This is a genomic window from Bradyrhizobium sp. CSA112 (assembly GCF_029051645.1).
Classification (GTDB): domain Bacteria; phylum Pseudomonadota; class Alphaproteobacteria; order Rhizobiales; family Xanthobacteraceae; genus Bradyrhizobium.
Genome location: NZ_JAACFS010000001.1, coordinates 253,225 through 273,683, shown reverse-complemented (window position 1 = coordinate 273,683; position 20,459 = coordinate 253,225). Strand labels below are relative to the sequence as shown.

Annotated in this window: 19 protein-coding genes and 1 pseudogene; 10 read left to right on the top strand and 10 right to left on the bottom strand. The window is 63.8% G+C overall.

Annotated elements, in window-relative coordinates:
* Nucleotides 1–22: 22 nt before the first annotated feature.
* The 5 genes from GWE18_RS01415 to GWE18_RS01395 are packed head-to-tail and all read right to left on the bottom strand — an operon-like array spanning nucleotide 23 to nucleotide 3,619.
* Entirely contained in the window at nucleotides 23–727 is a 705-nt protein-coding gene (locus GWE18_RS01415) for a DUF3306 domain-containing protein (RefSeq protein ID WP_275184025.1), read from the bottom strand.
* Entirely contained in the window at nucleotides 724–1,236 is a 513-nt protein-coding gene (locus GWE18_RS01410; protein WP_275184024.1) for a DUF3305 domain-containing protein, read from the bottom strand. Before GWE18_RS01410 ends, GWE18_RS01415 begins: the two co-directional genes overlap by 4 nt.
* A gap of 28 nt (nucleotides 1,237–1,264) precedes the next feature.
* Nucleotides 1,265–2,284, bottom strand: a complete 1,020-nt coding sequence (locus GWE18_RS01405; RefSeq protein ID WP_275184023.1) for a DUF6352 family protein — start codon at nucleotides 2,282–2,284, stop codon at nucleotides 1,265–1,267.
* Nucleotides 2,281–2,856, bottom strand: a complete 576-nt coding sequence (locus GWE18_RS01400; RefSeq protein WP_275184022.1) for a DUF6505 family protein — start codon at nucleotides 2,854–2,856, stop codon at nucleotides 2,281–2,283. Before GWE18_RS01400 ends, GWE18_RS01405 begins: the two co-directional genes overlap by 4 nt.
* 7 nt (nucleotides 2,857–2,863) lie before the next feature.
* A complete protein-coding gene (locus GWE18_RS01395; RefSeq protein WP_275184021.1) occupies nucleotides 2,864–3,619 on the bottom strand; it encodes a biotin/lipoate--protein ligase family protein in 756 nt (251 codons plus the stop codon).
* A gap of 166 nt (nucleotides 3,620–3,785) precedes the next feature.
* On the opposite strand from GWE18_RS01395, the gene GWE18_RS01390 reads away from it, so the two are divergent.
* Both GWE18_RS01390 and GWE18_RS01385 read left to right on the top strand, forming a co-directional pair.
* On the top strand, nucleotides 3,786–5,822 hold the full coding sequence (locus GWE18_RS01390) for a 4Fe-4S binding protein (RefSeq protein ID WP_275184020.1): 2,037 nt from the start codon (nucleotides 3,786–3,788) through the stop codon (nucleotides 5,820–5,822).
* A gap of 61 nt (nucleotides 5,823–5,883) precedes the next feature.
* A pseudogene (locus tag GWE18_RS01385) lies at nucleotides 5,884–6,681 on the top strand (Mrp/NBP35 family ATP-binding protein); the annotation flags it as partial.
* Nucleotides 6,682–6,696: 15 nt separating this feature from the next.
* On the opposite strand, the gene GWE18_RS01380 reads toward GWE18_RS01385, so the two are convergent.
* From GWE18_RS01380 to GWE18_RS01370, 3 genes are all read right to left on the bottom strand, one after another.
* Nucleotides 6,697–6,918: a hypothetical protein gene (locus GWE18_RS01380; protein WP_275184019.1), complete on the bottom strand. Its 222-nt coding sequence runs from the start codon at nucleotides 6,916–6,918 to the stop codon at nucleotides 6,697–6,699.
* A gap of 70 nt (nucleotides 6,919–6,988) precedes the next feature.
* Nucleotides 6,989–8,014, bottom strand: a complete 1,026-nt coding sequence (locus GWE18_RS01375) for a histone deacetylase family protein (protein ID WP_275184018.1) — start codon at nucleotides 8,012–8,014, stop codon at nucleotides 6,989–6,991.
* Entirely contained in the window at nucleotides 8,011–8,751 is a 741-nt protein-coding gene (locus GWE18_RS01370) for a GntR family transcriptional regulator (protein WP_275184017.1), read from the bottom strand. Before GWE18_RS01370 ends, GWE18_RS01375 begins: the two co-directional genes overlap by 4 nt.
* A gap of 128 nt (nucleotides 8,752–8,879) precedes the next feature.
* Between GWE18_RS01370 and GWE18_RS01365 the strand changes: the two genes are divergently transcribed.
* From GWE18_RS01365 to GWE18_RS01330, 8 genes are all read left to right on the top strand, one after another.
* On the top strand, nucleotides 8,880–9,671 hold the full coding sequence (locus tag GWE18_RS01365; protein ID WP_275184016.1) for a class II aldolase/adducin family protein: 792 nt from the start codon (nucleotides 8,880–8,882) through the stop codon (nucleotides 9,669–9,671).
* A 59-nt stretch (nucleotides 9,672–9,730) separates the two neighbouring features.
* The gene (locus tag GWE18_RS01360) at nucleotides 9,731–11,284 is read left to right on the top strand and encodes an ABC transporter substrate-binding protein (protein WP_275184015.1); all 1,554 of its coding nucleotides are present in this window, start codon (nucleotides 9,731–9,733) and stop codon (nucleotides 11,282–11,284) included.
* A gap of 72 nt (nucleotides 11,285–11,356) precedes the next feature.
* Entirely contained in the window at nucleotides 11,357–12,328 is a 972-nt protein-coding gene (locus GWE18_RS01355; RefSeq protein WP_275184014.1) for an ABC transporter permease, read from the top strand.
* Nucleotides 12,325–13,164, top strand: a complete 840-nt coding sequence (locus tag GWE18_RS01350) for an ABC transporter permease (RefSeq protein ID WP_275184013.1) — start codon at nucleotides 12,325–12,327, stop codon at nucleotides 13,162–13,164. Before GWE18_RS01355 ends, GWE18_RS01350 begins: the two co-directional genes overlap by 4 nt.
* Nucleotides 13,161–14,774, top strand: coding sequence for an ABC transporter ATP-binding protein (locus tag GWE18_RS01345; protein ID WP_275184012.1), 1,614 nt, complete (start codon nucleotides 13,161–13,163; stop codon nucleotides 14,772–14,774). Before GWE18_RS01350 ends, GWE18_RS01345 begins: the two co-directional genes overlap by 4 nt.
* A gap of 75 nt (nucleotides 14,775–14,849) precedes the next feature.
* On the top strand, nucleotides 14,850–15,725 hold the full coding sequence (locus GWE18_RS01340) for a glyoxylate/hydroxypyruvate reductase A (protein WP_275184011.1): 876 nt from the start codon (nucleotides 14,850–14,852) through the stop codon (nucleotides 15,723–15,725).
* Nucleotides 15,726–15,734: 9 nt separating this feature from the next.
* Nucleotides 15,735–16,811 carry a phosphotransferase gene (locus GWE18_RS01335; protein WP_275184010.1) on the top strand — a complete coding sequence of 359 codons (1,077 nt, stop codon included), beginning with the start codon at nucleotides 15,735–15,737 and terminating at the stop codon, nucleotides 16,809–16,811.
* A gap of 4 nt (nucleotides 16,812–16,815) precedes the next feature.
* Complete coding sequence (locus tag GWE18_RS01330) at nucleotides 16,816–18,111, top strand: aminotransferase class III-fold pyridoxal phosphate-dependent enzyme (protein ID WP_275184009.1); 1,296 nt, start codon at nucleotides 16,816–16,818, stop codon at nucleotides 18,109–18,111.
* A gap of 537 nt (nucleotides 18,112–18,648) precedes the next feature.
* On the opposite strand, the gene GWE18_RS01325 is transcribed toward GWE18_RS01330, so the two are convergent.
* Together GWE18_RS01325 and GWE18_RS01320 are read right to left on the bottom strand one after the other, a co-directional pair.
* Entirely contained in the window at nucleotides 18,649–19,356 is a 708-nt protein-coding gene (locus tag GWE18_RS01325; protein ID WP_342804216.1) for an alpha/beta hydrolase, read from the bottom strand.
* A gap of 30 nt (nucleotides 19,357–19,386) precedes the next feature.
* On the bottom strand, nucleotides 19,387–20,436 hold the full coding sequence (locus tag GWE18_RS01320; protein ID WP_275184008.1) for a hydroxyacid dehydrogenase: 1,050 nt from the start codon (nucleotides 20,434–20,436) through the stop codon (nucleotides 19,387–19,389).
* Between the last annotated feature and the right edge of the window lie 23 nt (nucleotides 20,437–20,459).

Below are 20,459 nucleotides of genomic sequence, written 5' to 3'. Positions count from 1 at the left end.
CTATGTCCGCAAAAACTTTTGTCTAAACAATCGGTTTTGCGGAGCCATGACGTCGCACTGGTTGCTGCGGCGCAACAGGTCTCGGGTTCTCCGGATCGTCGGCCGGCGAGGGTTCGTCATTACCGCCCCCGGCCTTTGAGACGCCTTCCGCTTCCGCCGCCGGTTGATCAACCCGTCTCAAAGACCCCACGGGGAGATCTTCCTGCGATTTTGTCGCCAGATCGCGCTCGGACGGCCCCTCCGAAGAACCTGCCGTCCCATCTTCGGAATTTGCACCGGAATTTGTCGTTTCGGCTGCGGGTTCGCCCATGATCTGCGACACCAGCCGGGCGACATCGACGCCTGCACCGAGTTCCCCGCCGCCGGGCACCCCGCCCGGGGTATTCCAGTCATAGGCGTATTCGAGCGCTGGATTGACGTAGTTACGAATCGCAGGATCCAGCGCCCAGGATTTTTGCAAGGCCGCATTCCGCAAATGTTCGGGAACGCCTTTGCGAAGAAATGCGGTGATATCGGTGCTTCCGGTCAGCTCCTCGAGCTTTGGCAAGGTCGAGAGATCGAATTCCGGCGTGACGTCTTCGCCTTGCGGTGCGGGCAAGCCTGGCGATTCGACGCGTTCGGCAGCCGGCGCGTCCTGCTTCGGCTCCGGCTGTTTTGCCTCCTGCTTGCGCTGCGACCATCGCGCCAGAAAGCCCTTCTCCCGATCGGCTTCGTCCGGACCACTCATCGGCGTCCCGTTCCCTCATCCGGCCCGCCGCCCGGCACGCGCGGGCGATCGCCGCTCGCGCGGTCCCGCTTGCGCTTGTGGAACACGCGCTCGACATGGAATCGATCGACAAAGGCTGCAATCCATGACGCGATCTCAGGCGGCATCGGCACCGTACCGATCACGTCGCAGCCGCTTTCGAACATCGCCTCCCCTTCGGTCGGGTCCGCGGTCACTTTCGTCAGTTCGAGCTCGGAGCCGCCGTCCTGACGCCGCAACGCAACCCAGATGCGCGGCTCGCCGTCGGCAAGGTTATCGCGATAATTCGCGGTTTCCGAGCTGAAGAGATCGATGCTGGCCGAGCCCGCGTAATAGGTCGTCGTATCGGCCTCGGTGGACAGCACGGTCCACGGCGCGGTCGCCGGCACCTCGTCCAGAATCATCGCCGGCGACCACAACTCGTCGATCCAGGGATTGTCGACCGAGCGACGCCGCACCACCACACCGACCTCGCGGGATGCTTCGCTCATTGCCATGTCCGGCCCTCCCTTCGGTGGATCATGTGACATTCGCGGTTGCCGCAAGCGGCAACCCCGCAACCAGATTTTGCGGCTTTAACCTCACCACCTTGTCCGCACCCATGGCGAGGATGAGGTAGACCGGTCTGTCGCCGACCCGCTCGTCCACCAGCCGCGCATCTTCGAAGCTCAGGCGCATCAAGGCCACGATGCGCTCGGCGACGTTGCTCTCCAGCCGCTCGCCGCGCCACAGCGCGTTGCCGATCCGCGTCGCCTCGCTGTCGAGGCCGACGAACCAGCGCCAGTCGCGATCCTCGATCGAGGCGATCGTCTCGACGCTGACGGTAACGCCGAGCAGGTGGCTGATCCAGCGTTCGATGACCCGGCACAGCCCGGCGCGTGCCTTGGCATTGCCGCCGAGATTCATGACCATCGCGTGCGCGTCCGAACGCGACCAGTAGGTCCAGGCGTTTTCGTCGTCCATGACGTCCATCTCGCCGAACGTCTTCGGCTGCAGCATGGCCGTCAGCGGCGATGAATGCAGGTCGTGCTGGGCATGCTGTTCCGCCTCGATGACTTCAGCGTCTGCGAGCAGCAACGTGCCGTCGTGAAGGGCGGCCAGTTGGCTCCGATAGAACAGCTCCGCCGCGCGCAATACATAAGGGTCGTCGCAGCCTTCGAGTGCGTTGCGCAGGATCAAGTGGCACAATTGCGACAGAAAGATCGGCGGCAGGTCGCCGGGCCCTTTGCGTGCCAGCGCGACGTAGACCGCTTCGAGCGACGGCGCCGCTATCAGCCGGTCGCGGAAATTCATCATGAAGGACCAGTTTTCGCGCGCGTCGGCATCGGCGAGCCGGGCAATGTCCGCGCCCGAGACCGGACGCAGCGGATCGGCCATCAGGCTCGCATGCAAATGGCGCTCGGCCTCGCAGGCATCGGCCGGCGGCATCAACTCAGGCCGTGCCAGATAGGCCATGATGAGTTCGGGCGTCGCGACCAGCCCACCATGATCGGCGCGGCGCGTGAGGTGATGGCCCGAGGCGACCCAGAATTCTCTCATGTACGATCCGTCGTCCTGGCGTCTGTCCTGATCAGCCCGAGAAGATCGACCTCTTCTTCGGGTTCAAGGTCGCCTTCGACTTCATGGAAGGTAAAGGCGCTGGCATGTGCGTGCAACCGGTCGGCATCTGCGGCACCCGGGCGCGGCTTGAGGGTACGAAAGCGTTCGCGGATTTCGCCGTTTTCGACGCTGCGCTGCACGGCGAGCAGGGTCTGCGGCGGATGTTCGCACAGCGAGCCTGCGAATGCGATCTCCTCTTCGGCCGCAAGGCGCGCTGCGTTTGCGTCAGGCGCCCCGAATTTCTCCATCAATTGCCCTGCGAGCCGCTCGATCATCGCCTGCCGCTCCGCTTCCGTCGCTTCGGTGACGATGGCAAGGGTCGACCATCCGAGGCTGTCGATCCCGAGAAAGCCCGAACGCAGTGCCACGCGCTGCTTCTGGCTCAGCGTCGCTGGATCATGGTTCCAGAAAAGGAACGCGCCGGAAACCGCCCACTCACCGGGTTCCGCCGCCCGCTCGAAAACGAACGTATCTGATGGGTCCAGCCTGATGGTTCGCGGAAATTTCAACATGTCCGCCTCATCCGAATTTCGGACCGCGTGCCTGCCGATCATACCAATCAGACCTTGCCAGCGCATCCACCAGACTGCTCCGTGCAGGCGTTCCGGTGCCGGCCGAAAGGCTGACCAGGAGATCACCGTTGACGTCGATGCCCCGGCGCTCGCCCGCCTTGGTTTTGGGAAGCCGCTCCAGATAGTCTCGCGCGATCGCCTCGAAGCCACGCTCTTTCCAGCAATCGAACGCGGTCATGAGGTGGCGACTGAAGCTTTCGATGATCGCATCGGTATCGACCAATTCGAAGCCTTCGCTCAGTAGGGAAACGCCTGAGGCCGCCTGCACCTCCGGAATATGCGCCATGGCGGCAGCGCGCAGGATCACGCCGAAAACGAGCCATTCAGGTATGTCGTCTTCGGTGCATTCGGCCGGCCAACCGAGCCGCCCGCCGCCGAGCAATCCGGCGTCGAACCTGACAGCGTCGGGCCAATCGAACGTGACCTCCCGCTCCGGCGGACAATGGGCGGCAATCGCATCCGCCAGTGCATTCATGCCGGCAAAGAATGCCCGGCGCGCTGACCTGAGCGGCTCATCGGGCTCAAGGACCACCGCGAACTCGACCAGGTCATAACGGCGCACCCATACCAGCGTGCCGGCCCCCGCCTCCGCCGCGATGTCGCAGCCGTGGGCAAACGCGTCGCCGAGCTCGCGCAACGCGACCAAAGTATAACCGGGGGGCAGATCGAGTGTTTGTTCCGTATCCCTTGGATGAGCGATCACGAATGACTATTCCTAATTACTTCACAGGCCGCTTGGGTATGTTATCCCGCGCAGGCCGGCCACGCGAGTGGCCTTCTGTCTTGCAGATATCCGCCCGAGCGGTTACCGCAGAAGCATGGGATGAAGCAACGCCCCGCTTGGCGCATCGGGTTCAAGGTATTTCAAAATGAGTGCGGCGACGTCTCGCCTCCTGATTTGCAGTTGCGAGAAGACCATGCCGCTCGATGCGGAAGCGATCGGTCGTGGCTGCACGGCCAAGCTCACGCAGGCGAACCAGCTTTGCGGCCTCGACCTTGATCGCTTCAAGGAGGCGCTCGCTGGGGGCTCGCCGATTACGGTTGCCTGCACCCAGGAAGCGCCGCTGTTCCGGGAAGTCGCGGAGAATTCGCCGGAGGCCGAGCTTACCTTCGTCAATATCCGCGAGACCGGCGGCTGGTCGAAGGATGCCGCAGCGGCCGGTCCGAAGGCAGCAGCGCTGATCGCCGCCGCGGGCGAAGACATGCCCCCGCTCTCATTGGTGACGCTCGAGAGCAGCGGCGTCGCGCTGATCTATGGCCGCGACGAAATCGCCATCGAGGCGGCGCAACGTCTTGCCGATCGTCTCGACATTACCGTGCTTCTGACCAGGCCGGGCGACGTGACCCCGCGCCGCACGAATGAATTTCCCGTTCTCAAGGGCACGATTCGCAATGCCCGCGGACATCTCGGACAGTTCGAGCTTGCGATCGACGACTACGCGCTGCCGTCTCCCTCCTCGCGCGCGAAGCTCGTGTTCGGCACTTCGCGCGACGGTGCTACTTCCACCTGCGACCTGATCCTCGATCTCTCGGGCGGCGCGCCGCTGTTTCCCGCGCATGAATTGCGCCCGGGCTATCTGCGTGCCGATCCGCGCGACAAGGCGGCCGTCGAGCGCGCGATTGCGGATGCCGGCGGGCTCGTCGGCACCTTCGACAAGCCGCGCTTTGTCAATTTCGAGCCGTCGCTCTGCGCGCATTCGCGCTCTTCGATTACCGGATGCACGCGCTGCCTCGACCTGTGTCCGACCGGCGCGATCACGCCGAACGGCAATTCGGTCGCGATCGATGCCAATGTCTGCGCCGGCTGCGGTGCCTGCGCGTCCGTTTGTCCGACCGGCGCGGCGTCCTATGCGCTGCCGAGCGTGGACGCCCTGATGCGGCGGCTCCGGACGCTGCTGCAGACTTACCGCAAGGCCGGCGGAAGCAACGCCGTGGTATTGTTTCACGACGGCGAGCACGGCGAGGAAATCATTGATGCGCTGGCGCGGTTCGGCGAGGGCCTGCCGGCCAATGTGCTGCCACTGCGCGTCAACGAAGTGACGCAGGTCGGACCGGAAATGATCGCTTCCGTCTTTGCCTATGGCGGCAGCGGCGCCGCGATCGTGACACGCGCAAAGCCCCGGCACGACATTGCCGCGCTTCGCCGCTCAGTCGAAACCTCCGGAACCATCATTTCAGCACTCGGCTTCGGCACTGGCCTCGTCCAGATCATCGAGACCGACGATCCGGATCAGTTGCGGGTCATGCTGGATGCCGCCCCTCGCGGGGTCGCAACGCAGAAGCCGGCCGGCTTTGTGCCGCGGGGAGCGAAACGCGGCGTGCTGGAGACGACGTTCCGCGAGCTTCACCTCGCCGCCCCCGCGCCGGTCGATGTGGTGCCGCTGGCGCCGGGCGCGCCCTTCGGCACCGTGAAGCTTGACGTCGAAGGCTGCACGCTGTGCCATGCCTGCGTCACCGCCTGCCCGACCGGCGCGCTATCAGACAATCCCGATCGCGCGATGCTGCGCTTCACCGAAAGCCTCTGTGTGCAGTGCGGGCTCTGCGAAGCCACCTGCCCCGAGAAGGTCATCACGATCGAGCCGCGCCTCGACTTCCAGGCCTGGAACAGCCCGCAGCGCGTACTGAAGGAAGAAGAGCCGTTCAACTGCATCGCCTGCGGCAAGCCTTTCGGCACCAAGAGTTCGATCGACCGCGTACTTGCAAAACTCGGCGAGAAGCACTGGATGTTCCGGGGCGCGAATGCCGGGCGCCTCGACGTCATCAAGATGTGCGCAGACTGCCGCGTCGAAGCGGTGGTGAACGAAAGCTTCGATCCGCACGCGGCGCCTCAGCGCCCGCCGGTCATGTCGACGGAAGATTATTTGCGCGCGCGCAATGTAAAGAAGGATGATCCGCTTGGATCATAAGCCGTCCGTGTCCGCCACACCTTCAGATCTCAAAGCCCGTGCGACGTCAAAAGCCGTCGGCATTCCCGGCGTCAAGCACATCATCGCGGTCGCCTCTGGCAAGGGCGGCGTCGGTAAATCCACCACCTCCTGCAATCTCGCGCTCGGCTTTGCCGCGCTCGGATTGAAGACCGGCATTCTCGATGCCGACATTTATGGTCCGTCGCAACAAAAACTGTTCGGGCTGCGCGGCAAGCCGCGACAGCTCGGTCCGCGCATGCTTGAGCCGATGGAACGCTTCGGCGTCAAGGTGATGTCGATCGGCTTTCTCGTCGAGGAAGACAACGCCATGATCTGGCGCGGGCCGATGGTGATCTCGGCGATTACGCAGATGCTCCGCGAAGTGGCATGGGATGATCTCGATATCCTCGTGGTCGACCTGCCGCCCGGCACGGGGGACGCGCAGCTCACCATGGCGCAACAGGCGCCGCTCGCCGGTGCGGTCATCGTCTCAACGCCGCAGGATCTTGCCCTGATCGACGCGCGGCGCGGCATCGCGATGTTTCAGAAAGTGAGCATCCCGATCCTGGGCCTGATCGAAAACATGTCGAGCTTCTGCTGCCCGACCTGCAACCATGTCACGCCGATCTTCGGTCATGGCGGCGCGCGGACGGAAGCCGAAGGCCGCGGCATTCCCTATCTCGGCGAGATCCCGCTCGATATCCGGATACGCCAGACCTCCGACGACGGCCGTCCGATCGTCGCGGTCGAACCCGACGGCGTTCATGCCAGGCACTATATCGGTATTGCGCGCGAGATCTGGACCACGATTGTCACCGGCGCGGCGCACCGGCCGCCGCCACGCATCGTCATCGAATAGAAGCGACGCGGCGACTCACGGGCTCATAAAGATCGCACTGATCTGCTCCGCGCCGCCGACAAGCCCAAGCGCGCGCAGTTCATCGCGGTGCAGATCGACAACGAGAATCGCCAGGATCACGAAGAGAGTCGCGGCGACGACCACAAGAAGCCGCGCGGCCGATGTGTCAGTAGCCTCGCTTTGCGCGGCTGTCCGATCCCAGAGCGGTGCCATGAGCGCCAGCAAGGCATAGAGCATTGCGACCTCTTCTCTTGCATCGTGCTCAGGCAGCGTAGTCTGGCCTTTGACCAATGTCGAGAATTGTCCGCTAACGGGCCTCTTCGAAGCCGCCGAGCGCGGCGGTGAGATTGGCGCCGAGAATGTCCGATAGATAACCGCCTTCCTGAACGAAAACGGTAGGAAGGCCCAACCGGGCGATCGCAGCACCAATCCGCCGGAAGCCGGCTGTCGTCACCGCAAGGCCGGCGAGCGGATCGTGCTCCGAGGCATCGAGACCGAGAGCCACCACGAGAGCACCGGGCGCAAATGCGCGGATGGTTTTTTCCGCCTCGCCGATCGCCTTGATGTAGTCGTCATCCCCGGTGCCCTTCGGCAAGGGAATGTTGAGATTGGCGCCAAGACCGGGGCCGGCGCCGCGCTCATGGGCGTAACCCCAGACAAAGGGATAGAAGAAGACCGGATCGGCGTGGATCGACACGGTTAGCACGTCCGGTCGTTCGTAGAAGATGCCCTGCGTGCCGTTGCCGTGATGCACATCGACATCGAGAATCGCCACGCGCTCATGCCGCAGGCGAAGCTGCGCCGCTGCCACCGCGCTGTTGTTGAAGAAACAGAAGCCGCCCGACATGTCGGCATAGGCATGATGACCGGGCGGCCGGCACAGCGCATAAACAGCGTCTTCGCCGTCCATGACGAGTTGCGCCGCAGTCGTGGCGACATCGGTGGCGGCACAGGCGGCCGCGTAAGTGCCCTTACTGATCGGAGCCGCCGTATCCGCCGCGTGCCAGCCGAGGCGGCCAACGATATAGGTTGGATACGTCGCGCCGTAGCGAACGGGATGGATGTTGGCAATCATCTCGGAACCGGAATCGCCGAGCGCGACCCAGCCATCCCAGGCCTCCTCCATAAAACGCAGATATTCCGCGCTGTGAACACGCGCCCGCGGCCCCTGGCCAAAAACCGTCGGCGCGACCAGCTCGTGCTTGCCGGCTTTCAGTCCTGCCAGCAACCGGTCGGCGCGTTCGGGCTGCTCGGTGGTGCGCTTGATAACACCGCGCACCAGGAAGAATTGCGGATCGTGGCTGCGATGCAGTTCGGTGTAGACGGCCTTCACGCGGGTACTCCGTTGGCTGGAAGTAGGATGCCGCCCGGCGGCTCGGTGGCGTTGCCGGCCGGCGGCGTGAGTTCTCGCACCAGTTTGCCGACTTCGCGCCAGGCGTGACCGATATGGTAGTCGACATGCGCGGTGATGCGCTCGGGATGCCCGGCTTCGATGGCAGCCAGCAGCGGCTCATGCGTCCGCGCGATCTCATGCGGGTCGTCGTAGAGGCGGCCGATCAGGCCGATGACCATGCGCAGCTCTGCGGCGAGATCGTCGAACAGCCGCAGCAGGCGGCGATTGTCTGCAATTTCGAATATCAGCCGGTGAAAACGATAGTCCTCTTCCACCTGGCGGGCGGGGTCGTCCAGATCGGCGGTCCTGTGCAGGACATCGATCTGCCGCCGCAAGGCATCGCGCGACTGCGGCGTGAGACGTTGCGCCGCCAGCACACCGGCATGCCGTTCGATGCACAGACGCAAATCGTAGATTTCGTCGATGTTTTTGATTTCGAGCTTGCGAACGAAAAAGCCGCGTCGCGGGTTTGCGACCAGCAGCCCCTGTTTCTCCAGAAGGCGCGCCGCCTCGCGCACCGGGGCGCGACTGACGCCCAGCTCGCGGGCGATCCCTGCCTCCACCACTTTGGAGCCAGGGGGCAGCCGTCCCTGAACTATGGCCTGCATCAGGATGCGGGCGATCTGGCCGACCAGATCGCTGTCCGCAAGGGCCGGTAATCCAACAGGAGAAGACATAGGCCGCATCGGCTAAACCCGCGCCAGTCCGTGCATATTTTTTAATCGTCGATTGTCGACAGTTTAATCTTGCCCAAGTGCTGCGCCGCACGCAAGCTGAAAAAGTTGAAAATGGATTAAAGGCGGAAATGACTAGCGCAGCCCACAGCACCGCAAAAGCATGGCCTCCGGCGGTAGACGACCAGACCCTCCAGATCCGGATCGATCTCGCAGCCGCCTACCGGCTGATTCACCGGCTCGGTCTCGACGACAGCATCTACACCCACATCTCCGTCCGGCTTCCGGGCCGGCAAGACCGCTTCCTCATCAACCCCTACGGCCTGCGCTTTGAGGAAGTCACGGCGTCCAACCTGGTGACGGTCGACCTCGACGGGAACGTCATCGATGACCCCATCGGCCTCGGTATCAACCCGGCCGGCTTCACGATTCACAGTGCGATCCACGCCGCGCGGCATGACGCGATCTGCGTCCTGCACACGCATACGGTGGCCGGCATCGCCGTCGCCTGCCAGAAGCAGGGCCTGCTACCGCTCAATCAATGGTCGCTGCAGTTCACCGGCTGCCTCGCCTATCACGACTATGAAGGCATCGCGCTCGATCTCAATGAACGCGAGCGGCTCGTAGCCGATCTCGGCGACAAGTTCGTGATGGTGCTGCGCAACCACGGCATGCTGACCTGCGGACGATCCGTCGCCGAAGCGTTCAAGCTGATGCACAATCTGGAACGCTCCTGCCGCGCCCAGCTCGCCGTGCAGTCGTCAGGCGCCGAGATTATCCCGCTTTCCGACGCCGTCGCCCGGAAGACCGCACGTCAATACGCCAGCTTCTACGACGCGATCGAAACCAATGGCGTGCCCGACAGCGAATGGACCGCCTTCAAGCGCATGCTCGAACGTACCGACCCCGATTTTGCGAACTGACGAAGCGCAACTCTCAACCCAGCGGCGCGCCGGCCAGCCCTTTTTGAACGAGGTAAGTGATGTCCAAGCGGAAGATACTGATCAGTCTTGCCATGGTTTGCGCGCTAAGCACGGCAGCGGCTGCCGAGGGACCGAAGGCGGGCGGCGTGGTCAATGCCGTGATTCAACCCGAGCCGCCGAGCCTGATGATGGGCCTGGTTCAGAACGGCCCGACGCAGATGATCGCCGGCAACATCTATGAAGGTCTGCTGCGCTACAGCCCCAAACTGGATCCCCTGCCCGGCCTCGCCGAGAGCTGGACGGTCAGCGAGGACGGCAAGATCTACACGTTCAAACTCGTGAAGGGCGCGACCTGGCACGACGGCAAGCCATTCACCTCAGCGGACGTCCTGTTCTCGATCGATTTCCTGAAGCAGACCCACGCGCGTGCGCGCGGCAATCTGGCGCAGCTCGACAAGGTCGAGGCATCAGATCAATCGACGGTCGTTTTCACGTTAAAGCAGCCGTTCGGCCCGTTCATCGGCATCTTCGAAGTCGGCTCGCTGCCGATGATCCCGAAGCACATCTACGAAGGAACAGATTTCAAGACCAATCCCGCCAACAACACGCCTGTTGGCACCGGCCCCTTCATGTTCAAGGAATGGCAGAAGGGCTCGTTCATCCGCCTGGTCAAGAATCCGAACTACCACGTCAAGGGCAAACCCAACATCGACGAGGTCTATTGGCACGTCATTCCGGACGCCGCCGCACGTTCGGTCGCGTACGAAACCGGCAAGGTCGACGTGCTGCCGGGCGGCTCGGTAGAAAATTTCGACGTGCCGCGCCTGAGCAAGCTCAAGAATACCTGCGTCACCGGCGCCGGCTGGGAATTCTTCAGCCCGCATTCCTGGCTCTGGCTCAACAACCGCTCAGGGCCGACCGCGAACAAGAAATTCCGCCAGGCGCTGATGTTTGCGATCGATCGCAACATGGCCAAGGACGTGGTCTGGAACGGCCTCGGAAAGGTCGCCACCGGCCCATCGGGCTCGGCGATCAAGTACTACACCGGCGCGGTGCCGAAATACGACTACGATCCGGCCAAGGCGAAGGCGCTGCTCAAGGAAGCCGGCTACAAGGGCGAGAAAGTCCGCATGCTGCCTTTGCCCTATGGCGAGACGTGGCAGCGCTGGGCCGAGATGGTTCGCCAGAACCTGCAGGACGTCGGCATCAACGTTGAGATGGTCGCGACCGACGTGCCCGGCTGGAATCAGAAAGTCAGCGAGTGGGACTACGACATCGCCTTTACCTATCTCTATCAATACGGCGATCCCGCGCTCGGCGTCGGCCGCAACTACGTCTCCAGCCAGATCGCCAAGGGCTCGCCGTTCAACAATGTCGAGGGATATTCGAACCCCGAGATCGACAAGCTGTTCGCCGACGGCGCGGTCGCCTTCCCCGACGCAGCGCGCGAGGAGATCTATGCCAAGGCGCAGAAGATCCTCGTCGAGGACGTGCCGGTCGCGTGGATGCTTGAACTGCAATTCCCGACCATCACCCGCTGCAGCGTCAAGAACCTGGTCACATCAGGCATCGGCGTGAACGACGGTTTCCGTGACGCCTGGATCGAGAAGTAATCGCCAGTTCGTCGGGCGTCAGACCTCAGGCCTGACGCCCGGATATGACGACTCCAACGCAATCGACAGCCCATGATTTCCTTCATCGCCCAGCGGATCGCGAAGGCCATCGTCGTCCTTCTCGCGCTCGTCGTTCTCAACTTCTTCCTGATCCGGATGGCGCCGGGCGATCCGGCGGTGGTGATGGCGGGCGAAGCCGGAGCGGGCGACCAGCTCTTCATCGCCCAGCTCCGCGAAAAGTTCGGCCTTGACCAGCCGCTGCCGGTGCAACTGTTCCTGTATGTCAAAGGCATCCTCAGCCTCGATCTCGGATTCTCGTTTCGTCAGCAGATGCCGGTCTCGACGCTGATCCTGCAGCGCCTGCCGGCGACACTGTTGCTGACGGGGACCGCGTTTGCGATTTCGCTGGCCTTCGGCATCCTGTTCGGCGCATTGGCGGCGCGCTTTGCCGGGACCTGGGCCGATACCGCGATCACGGTGGCTGCGCTGATCTTCTACGCCACGCCGCTGTTCTGGGTCGCGCTGATGGCGATCCTCTTGTTTTCGGTCACGATGGATTGGCTGCCGAGCTTCGGCTACGAGACGGTCGGCGCGAACTATACCGGGCTCGCGCACGTGCTCGACGTCGCCGCCCACCTCATCCTGCCGGCGACGACCATCGGCCTGTTCTTCATGGCCACCTATGCCCGCATGACGCGCGCCTCGATGCTCGAGGTCGTCAGGCTCGACTTCGTCAAGACCGCGCGCGCCAAGGGCCTGTCCGACACCGTGATCCAGCGCCGTCACGTGCTGCGCAACGCGCTGTTGCCGGTTGTAACCCTCGCGGGCTTACAGGCCGGCACGCTGGTCGGCGGCGCTGTGCTGACCGAGACCGTGTTCGCGTGGCCGGGCATCGGCCGCCTGATGTACGAAGCCCTGCTGCAGCGCGACTACAACCTGCTGCTCGGCGTCTTCGTCGTCTGCTCGGCCATGGTGCTGGCCTTCAACCTGATCACGGACCTTGTCTACCGCTCCGTCGATCCCCGCATCGAGTTCGCCTCATGAGACAGGTCTGGCGAATGCTGTTGCGCAATCCCGGCGGCATGATCGGCGTCGCGATCCTGACTGTTGCGATTGCGGTTGCGCTGTTTGGGCCGCTGCTGTTTCCGACCTCACCCTGGCGCATGGTGCAACGGCCGTTTCTGCCGCCGTTCACGGTTGCCAACCTGCCGCTCGGAACTGACGCGCTCGGCCGCGACGTGATGGCCGGCATCATCTACGGCGCGCGGGTTTCTCTGCTGGTCGGCCTGATCTCGACGCTGGCGTCGCTGGCGGTCGGCATTCCGCTCGGCGCCGCGGCCGGATATTTCGGCGGACGCGTTGACGATGCGCTGATGCGTTTCACCGAGTTCTTCCAGACCGTCCCGAGTTTTGCGCTGGCGATCGTGCTCGTCGCGATCATGCAACCCTCCATCGTATCGATCGTTACAGCGATCGCCATCGTGAGCTGGCCCCCCGTAGCGCGACTGGTGCGCGGCGAAGTGCTGTCGCTGCGCACGCGCGAATATGTCCAGGCGGCCGTCGTGACCGGCCAAACCAACTGGTGGATCATCTGGCGCGAAATCCTGCCCAATGCGCTGTCGCCGGTCATCGTGCTGGCCTCGCTGATGGTTGCGACCGCGATCCTGCTGGAATCCTCGCTCTCCTTCCTCGGGCTCGGCGATCCCAATCTGATGTCCTGGGGCTACATGGTGGGCGCCGGTCGCACCGTAATCCGTCAGGCGTGGTGGATCACAGTATTCCCCGGCATCGCCATTCTGGTCTCGGTGTTGGCGCTGAACCTGATCGGCGAAGGCCTCAACGACGCGCTCAACCCTCGCCTCGCCAAAGGAGGACGATGAGCATGAGCGTCGTCATCAAGAACCTGAAGCTGGCGCTGCCGCCCGGTGGCGACCGCGCTTATGCGGTGGATGGCGTTTCGTTCGATCTCACCGCCGGCAAGATTCTCTGTGTGGTCGGCGAGTCCGGCTCCGGCAAGTCGATGTGCGCCCATGCGCTGATGGGCCTTCTGCCTGATACGGTGACGGCAGAATCGGGCGAGATTCTCTTCGCTGGGAAGAACCTGCTGTCGCTCAGCCCAACGGAATGGCTGGCGCTGCGCGGCCGCGGCATCGCCATGGTATTCCAGGAGCCGATGACGGCACTCAATCCCTTGATGCGGATCGGCGACCAGATCGCCGAGATGTTCGAGGCGCATGATCTCTTGACGCCGAAAGAGCGGCGTCAGAAGGCCCTCGCCTTGATCCGCGAGGTCGGCCTGCCCGACCCCGAACGCGCGGTGCGCGCCTACCCCCATCAACTGTCCGGCGGCCAGCGCCAGCGCGCGATGATCGCCATGGCGCTGGCGCTCGAACCCGCCGTGCTGGTAGCCGACGAACCGACGACGGCGCTCGATGTCACGACGCAGGCGCAGATCCTCAAGCTGATCCGCGACCTGCAGCGCCGCCGCAACATGGCGGTCATGTTCATCACCCATGATTTCGGCGTCGTCGCCGAGATCGCCGATCGTGTGGTCGTGCTTCAGCACGGCAAGGTGGTCGAACAGGGCACAGCCGACGACGTGCTGTTGCGCGCACAGCATCCCTATACCCGCGCATTGCTTGCCGCCGTTCCGACCCTGCAGCCGCCGCAGCGGACGCCCCTGCTCGACCGCCGCAAGGCGGTGGAAGTGATAGGCCTCGGCAAGACCTATGTCAGCGGCGGCGGATGGTTTCGCGCCGAACGGCGCGTGCAGGCGGCCAAGGAAGTCAGCTTCGACATCTTCCGGGGCGAGACACTCGGTCTGGTCGGCGAATCCGGTTCGGGGAAATCCTCGGTGGCGCGGCTGGTCATGCGTCTGATCGAGCCTGACGCCGGCACCGTCCGTATCGGCGACGTCGACCTCACCCGGATCAAGGGAAAGGCGCTGCGCGAACAGCGCCGCCGCATCCAGATGGTGTTCCAGGATCCGTTCGCCTCGCTCAATCCGCGCCGAAAGGTCGGCAACATCATCACCGACGGGCCGATTGCGCATGGCGTCGATCCGGCGGCAGCGCGAAAGCGTGCCGGTGAGTTGCTTGGCCTCGTCGGCCTCAATGCGAGCGCGATGGAGCGATTCCCGCATGAATTCTCCGGCGGGCAGCGGCAGCGCATCGGGATAGCGCGGGCACTGGCGCTCGACCCGGAAATCCTGGTCGCCGACGAAGCGGTCTCCGCGCTCGACGTATCGGTGCAGGCACAGGTTTTGGATTTGCTGGAGGATTTGAAGGCCCGGCTGGACCTGTCGATGCTGTTTATCACCCACGACCTGCGCGTGGCCGCACAGATTTGCGACCGCATCGCCGTGATGCAGCATGGCGCGATCGTCGAACTCAAATCCGCATCCCTGCTGTTCGCGGCCCCCGAGCACGCCTACACGCGCGAGCTGCTTTCCGCCGTGCCTGGCCAGACGTCATCGTCGAAGGCGGCATGAACGGGACCACGAACTATGCGCTGCGTCCTGGTTAGCAAAAGCCTCGATCTTCGCGGTTATCTGGGCGCGCAATTTATGCGCGCCGCCGAAAGCATCGAGATCGTCAATCATCCGCACGAAGGGCCGGCGACGGACATCCGCCTGGCAGTAGCCTGGCATCCGCCGGACGACGCCTTCGAGCGTTATCCCGACCTGAAGGCGGTCTGCTCGATCGGCGCCGGCGTTGACAACATTTTGGCGTGTCCCAGCCTTCGCCCCGAAATCGACGTCATCCGTGTCGTCGACCCGGCGCAGGCGCAGATGATGTCGGGCTTTGTCGCCTGGCATGTGATCGGGCATCAACGGCGCTTTGCGGCCTATCAGGCACAGCAGCGCGAGGAACGCTGGCAGCGTCTCGCCTTGCGCCGGGCGCAGGACGTGCCGGTCGGCATTCTCGGGTTTGGCGCGATCGGCCGCAGGGTCGCCGCCGACCTCGCTTTGCTTGGTTTTCCGGTCATGGCGTGGAGCCGAACCGCAAAGCCGACGCCGCAAGGCGTGCGCGGCTTTCACGGTGCATCCGGCTTGGAGGCTATGCTCGGCCAGACCGAGGTTCTCGTGAACCTCTTGCCGCTGACACCGGAGACCAAGGGCATCCTTAACCGCCAGATATTCGCCCGAATGTATCGTGGCGGCTACCTGATCCAGGTCGGCCGCGGCGAGCATCTGGTCGAAGCCGATCTGCTCGCCGCGCTGGAGAACGGCCAGCTTGCCGGCGCTGCGCTCGATGTGTTCGCGGCCGAACCATTGACACCGCGGCATCCATTCTGGCGACATCCCCGCATTGTCGTCACGCCGCACGATGCCTGCGAGGTGAGCGTAGAAGCGATCGGGGCGACGTTTCGCGCAACGGCGGAAGCGATACGAGCCGGCCGACGTCCACCGCATTCCATCGACCGCGAACGGGGCTACTGAACGACACCCATGGATATTCTAGTGCCGGACTCGTCTCCTGCGACTATTGCCGCTCACCCGATCGACACGCTGCGCGCCGCATCCGCCGTCCCGGAAGCGCTGGCCCAAAGACTGGCGGCCGAGTACTACGGCCTGATATCAGCCGTGCACCGACTCGACAGCGAGCGCGATCAAAACTTTCGGCTGCGCTCGCTGAGCGGCCGCGAATATGTCCTGAAGATTGCCAGCCCTGCGGAAGACCGCGCGGTGACCAACCTGCAGACGGAGGCCCTGCTCCACCTCGCTTCCGCGGACCCTGGCCTGCCGATCCCGCGCATCTTTCCGGCGCGGAACGGCATGACGGAGCTTGATATTGCGTTCGACGACGGCTCGACGCGCGTGGTGCGCCTGTTGTCGTATCTGCCGGGAACCCCGATGCATGCGGTCGCAGGGTCGACGGAGCTGCGGCGCGATCTTGGCCGCTGCGCCGCAAGGCTCGCGCGGGGTCTTAGCGATTTCAGCCATTGCGCCGCCAATCACAAATTTCTTTGGGACCTGCAGCACGCCGCCGAGCTGCGGCAGCTGATTGACGCCGTCCCAGACGAGCGGCGCGGTCTGGTGGAGGACGTTCTCGGCGGCTTCGAAAGCTACGCACTGCCGATGCTTCCGCAGTTGCCGAACCAGCCGGTCCATAACGACCTCAACCCGCATAACGTTGTCGTCGACCCCGAAACCCATGCCGGCGTTGCCGGGATCATCGATTTCGGCGACCTCACCTGCACGGCGCGGGTCAACGACCTTGCGATCACGGCCGCGTATCAGGTTGCCGATGACGACGATCCCCTTGCGCCGGCCTGCGAGATGATCGCGGCCTACCATGCCGTGCTGCCGCTCGAGCCGGCCGAATCTGGCGTGCTGTTCGACCTGATCGCCACGCGCATGGCCATGACGGTCGTGATCAGCAGTTGGCGAGCCGCCCGTTATCCTGCTAACCGGAATTACATTTTGCGCAACAATGCCGCCGCCTGGGCGCGGCTGCGGCGCATGGCGACACTGTCGCAAGACCAGGCCGCATTTCAGATCCAACGCGCCTGCAATGTGGAGTAGAGAGATGTCCGCCGCCGACGAGGCCATTTCGGCACAAGACATGATCGCGCGGCGAAGTCGGCTGCTTGGGCCGGCGTACCGGCTGTTCTACGACCAGCCGGTCCAGTTCGTCCGCGGCGAAGGCGTCTGGCTCTACGACGCTGCCGGACATCGCTATCTGGACGCCTACAATAACGTCGCGTCCGTCGGGCACTGCCACCCGCAAGTCGTGCAGGCCATTGCGCGGCAGGCCAACGTGCTCAACACGCATACGCGCTACCTGCATGAGACCGTGCTCGACTACGCGGAAAAACTGCTCGCAACGTTTCCGTCCGAGATTGGTCACATCATGTTCACCTGCACCGGCAGTGAAGCCAACGATCTCGCTTTGCGCGTCGCGCGAACCTGCACCGGCGGCACCGGCTTCATCGTCACGGCAAACGCCTATCACGGCGTCACCAGCGCGCTGACCGAACTGTCTCCCTCGCTCGGGCTGCCGCTTCCGGAAGGAAGCCACGTGCGGCTAGTGCCGGCGCCCGGTTCAGAGGCGAACGCCAGCGAAGTGTTTGCCCGTCATGTCAGCGCCGCGCTGGAAGACATGAGGAGCTGCGGCATTCGCCCGGCCGCGCTTCTGGTCGACACCATCTTTTCCAGCGATGGCGTGTTCGCCGATCCCCCTGGATTTTTGCGCCTCGCTGTCGAAGCCGTGAAGGCGGAAGGGGCACTGTTCATCGCCGACGAGGTGCAGCCCGGCTTCGGCCGCTGCGGCGGACAGATGTGGGGGTTTGCACGCCATGGCCTCGTGCCTGATCTGGTCACCATGGGCAAGCCGATGGGCAACGGCCATCCCGTCGCCGGCATGGCGGCACGGCCGGAGCTACTCGCGGAGTTCGGCCGGCGGTCGCGCTACTTCAACACCTTCGGCGGCAATCCAGTATCCGCCGCCGCCGGGATTGCAGTTCTCGACGTGATCGAGGACGAAGGGCTGATGGAGAACGCGCAACGCACCGGCGCCTATCTGATCAAGCTGCTCATGGAGCTGCGGGCGCGGCACACGTTGATTGCCGAAGTGCGCGGCGCCGGCCTGTTCGTCGGCGTCGAGCTGCGGCACGATGGATCAACGGGCGCGCCGGCCACAGCAGAGGCCGCGCGGATCGTGAACCTGTTGCGCGAACGGCGCGTGCTGATCAGTTCGGCCGGCCCGCACGGCAATGTGCTCAAGATCAGGCCACCCCTGGTGTTCCGGACGGAACATGCCGATCTGCTCGTCGAGCGCCTCGATCAGGCACTGGCAGAATTAAGCTTGATGGCGGAGGGGTAAAGGACGCGCGCCTTAAGCGCCGGCGACCGGTAGGCTGGCGGCGGCGATGGCGACGATCTGGGCCAGCCGACGTCCGATCCGGGACCGGGCGTTACGCAGCAATGAACGAACCTGTCGCATCTCTTCATCTTCCATGTGCGCCGGGGGCAAAGGCGCACAGGAAAGATGGTCTTACCCGGCTAAGTAGTCGAGATGTCAGGGAAAATAGCAATGCGCGCTTCGTCGGCAGGCCAATCGGCAGTGGATTTATTGCCGCCATCGCCCCCGCAGCGAACGAGATTTTCTCCCGGATTCCGACCTTCAAAGCCCGGTAATGCCGCTATTGACCGCCAGCGTCTGGGCGTTGACGTAGACGCTCTCGTCGGAGATCACCGTCCTTGAGTAGGTTGCGGCGCATCGAGAAACCGCCGCAGCGATGCGAGGACCACATCGAGCCGGTCATGATGGAGCCAGTGTCCGGCGCCCGCGATCTTCTGCAGTTCGACTCCCTTGAAATGCGCGAGCAGCCCTGCGGCCTCGGGGTCGGACAGAAAGCTTTCATCCCCCCACATCAACAGGGGTTGGACAGGTGATCCGCGACCACAGGGCGGCATAGTCGTCCGGCGATAACCGATACGGCGCCCTCGCCCGCTGATAATGATCGAACTTCCAGCGATAGAGACCATCGGAGCCCTGGCGGACGCCATGGCTGGCAAGGTGAAGCGCCAGCGCCGGTGTCAGCCGCCTGTTGCGAGCCGAAAGCCGCCGCGCCGCCTCGTCGATCGTCCGGAAAGCGCTCGGTTGATACTCCGAGATACGGTCGAGCTGGTCGATCCAGCGCGACATCTGTTCGGCGATCGGCGCTGGTTGCGAGCCCGACAGGAAAACACCATCGAGCACGACGAGGCGCGATACCTTCCCCGGATAAGTACCGGCATAGGCCAACGCGACCATGCCTCCCATCGAATGGCCTACGATCGCGGCATCCTGCAGCTCTGCGAAACGCATCAACCGGGTAAGGTCGTAGACATTGTCGGTCAGGCTGTAGCTGCTTCCTTTCGCCCATTCGGAATCGCCATGGCCGCGCAGATCCGGGGCCATAACATGGAAATGCGGCTGCAATTCCCGCGCGATCGCATCCCAGTTGCGGCAATGGTCGAGCCCGCCATGGACCAGGATCAGCGGTGGCGCTGATACGTTGCCCCAATCGACATAGTGCAACCGCAGCCCCTGGGACTCATAAAAGCGACCTGCCGGTTCGGCCATCGTGGGATTGTCCCTTGCGGAGGTGATGGCCTATTTCGGCGCAAATCCAAATGCGCGCTCGAAGCGCTTCACGTAAGCCGACCACACCTCGGGATTGACGATGCGTGGCGGCCGCTTGCCGTCGAGCGCATCGAGGATCTGTTCGGCGGCGATCCTGCCCATGTTCACCCGCGCCTCCTTCGTCACGCCCGCCGTATGCGGGCTGGCCAGCACATTGTCGAACTGCAGCAGCGGATGCTCCGGCGGCGGCGGCTCCTTGTCCCAGACGTCGAGTCCGGCCCCCGCAATACGCTTCTCGCGCAGCGCCTCATAGAGCGCGACCTCATCGTGAATGAAGCCGCGCGCGGTCGTGATGAAAAATGCATGCGGCTGCATCAGCGCGAATTCGCGGGCGCCGATCATACGACGATTGTCCTTGGTCAAGGGACAGGAGATCGAGACGAAGTCCGAGCGGCGCATCAGATCGTGAAGCTCAACCTTTTCGCCACCGCGGGCGGCGATTTCTTCCGCCGTCAGATAAGGATCGTAGGCGATCACCTTCATATGCAGCAAGCCGTTGCAGAGCTCGGCGATACGGCGGCCGACGTTGCCGATGCCAACGATACCGACAGTCTTGCCCTGAACCTCATTGCCGATCAGCGCATTACGATTGACGTTGGCCTCGCGGCGCAGCGCGCGGTCGGATTCGAGGATGCGCTTGGACAGCGTCAGCATCATCCCCAATGCATGCTCCGCGACCGAATTGGCGTTGCCGCCGGATTGATTGACGACGAGCACGCCGGCCGCCGTGCAGGCATCGACGTCCACGGGATCGAAGCCCGCGCCGTTCGAGGACACGATCAGGAGGTTCGGCGCCCGCTGCAACAGGTCCTTGTTGACATGGAAATGCCCGGCGATCTCGTCACGCGCCGCACCGACTTGATAGGCATGCGCCGCCGACAATATCGGCGCTGCGACCTCATCGGGGCTTTCGTTCTCCAGCCGGTCGAGCCGCACGTCGGCGCGCGCTTTCAGGATATCGATATAGATTTCGTGGGCGAGATACTTGACGTAGAACACGCGCTTGTTGTTGACGGTCATGTTTCTTGGCAACTTTCGGTTCG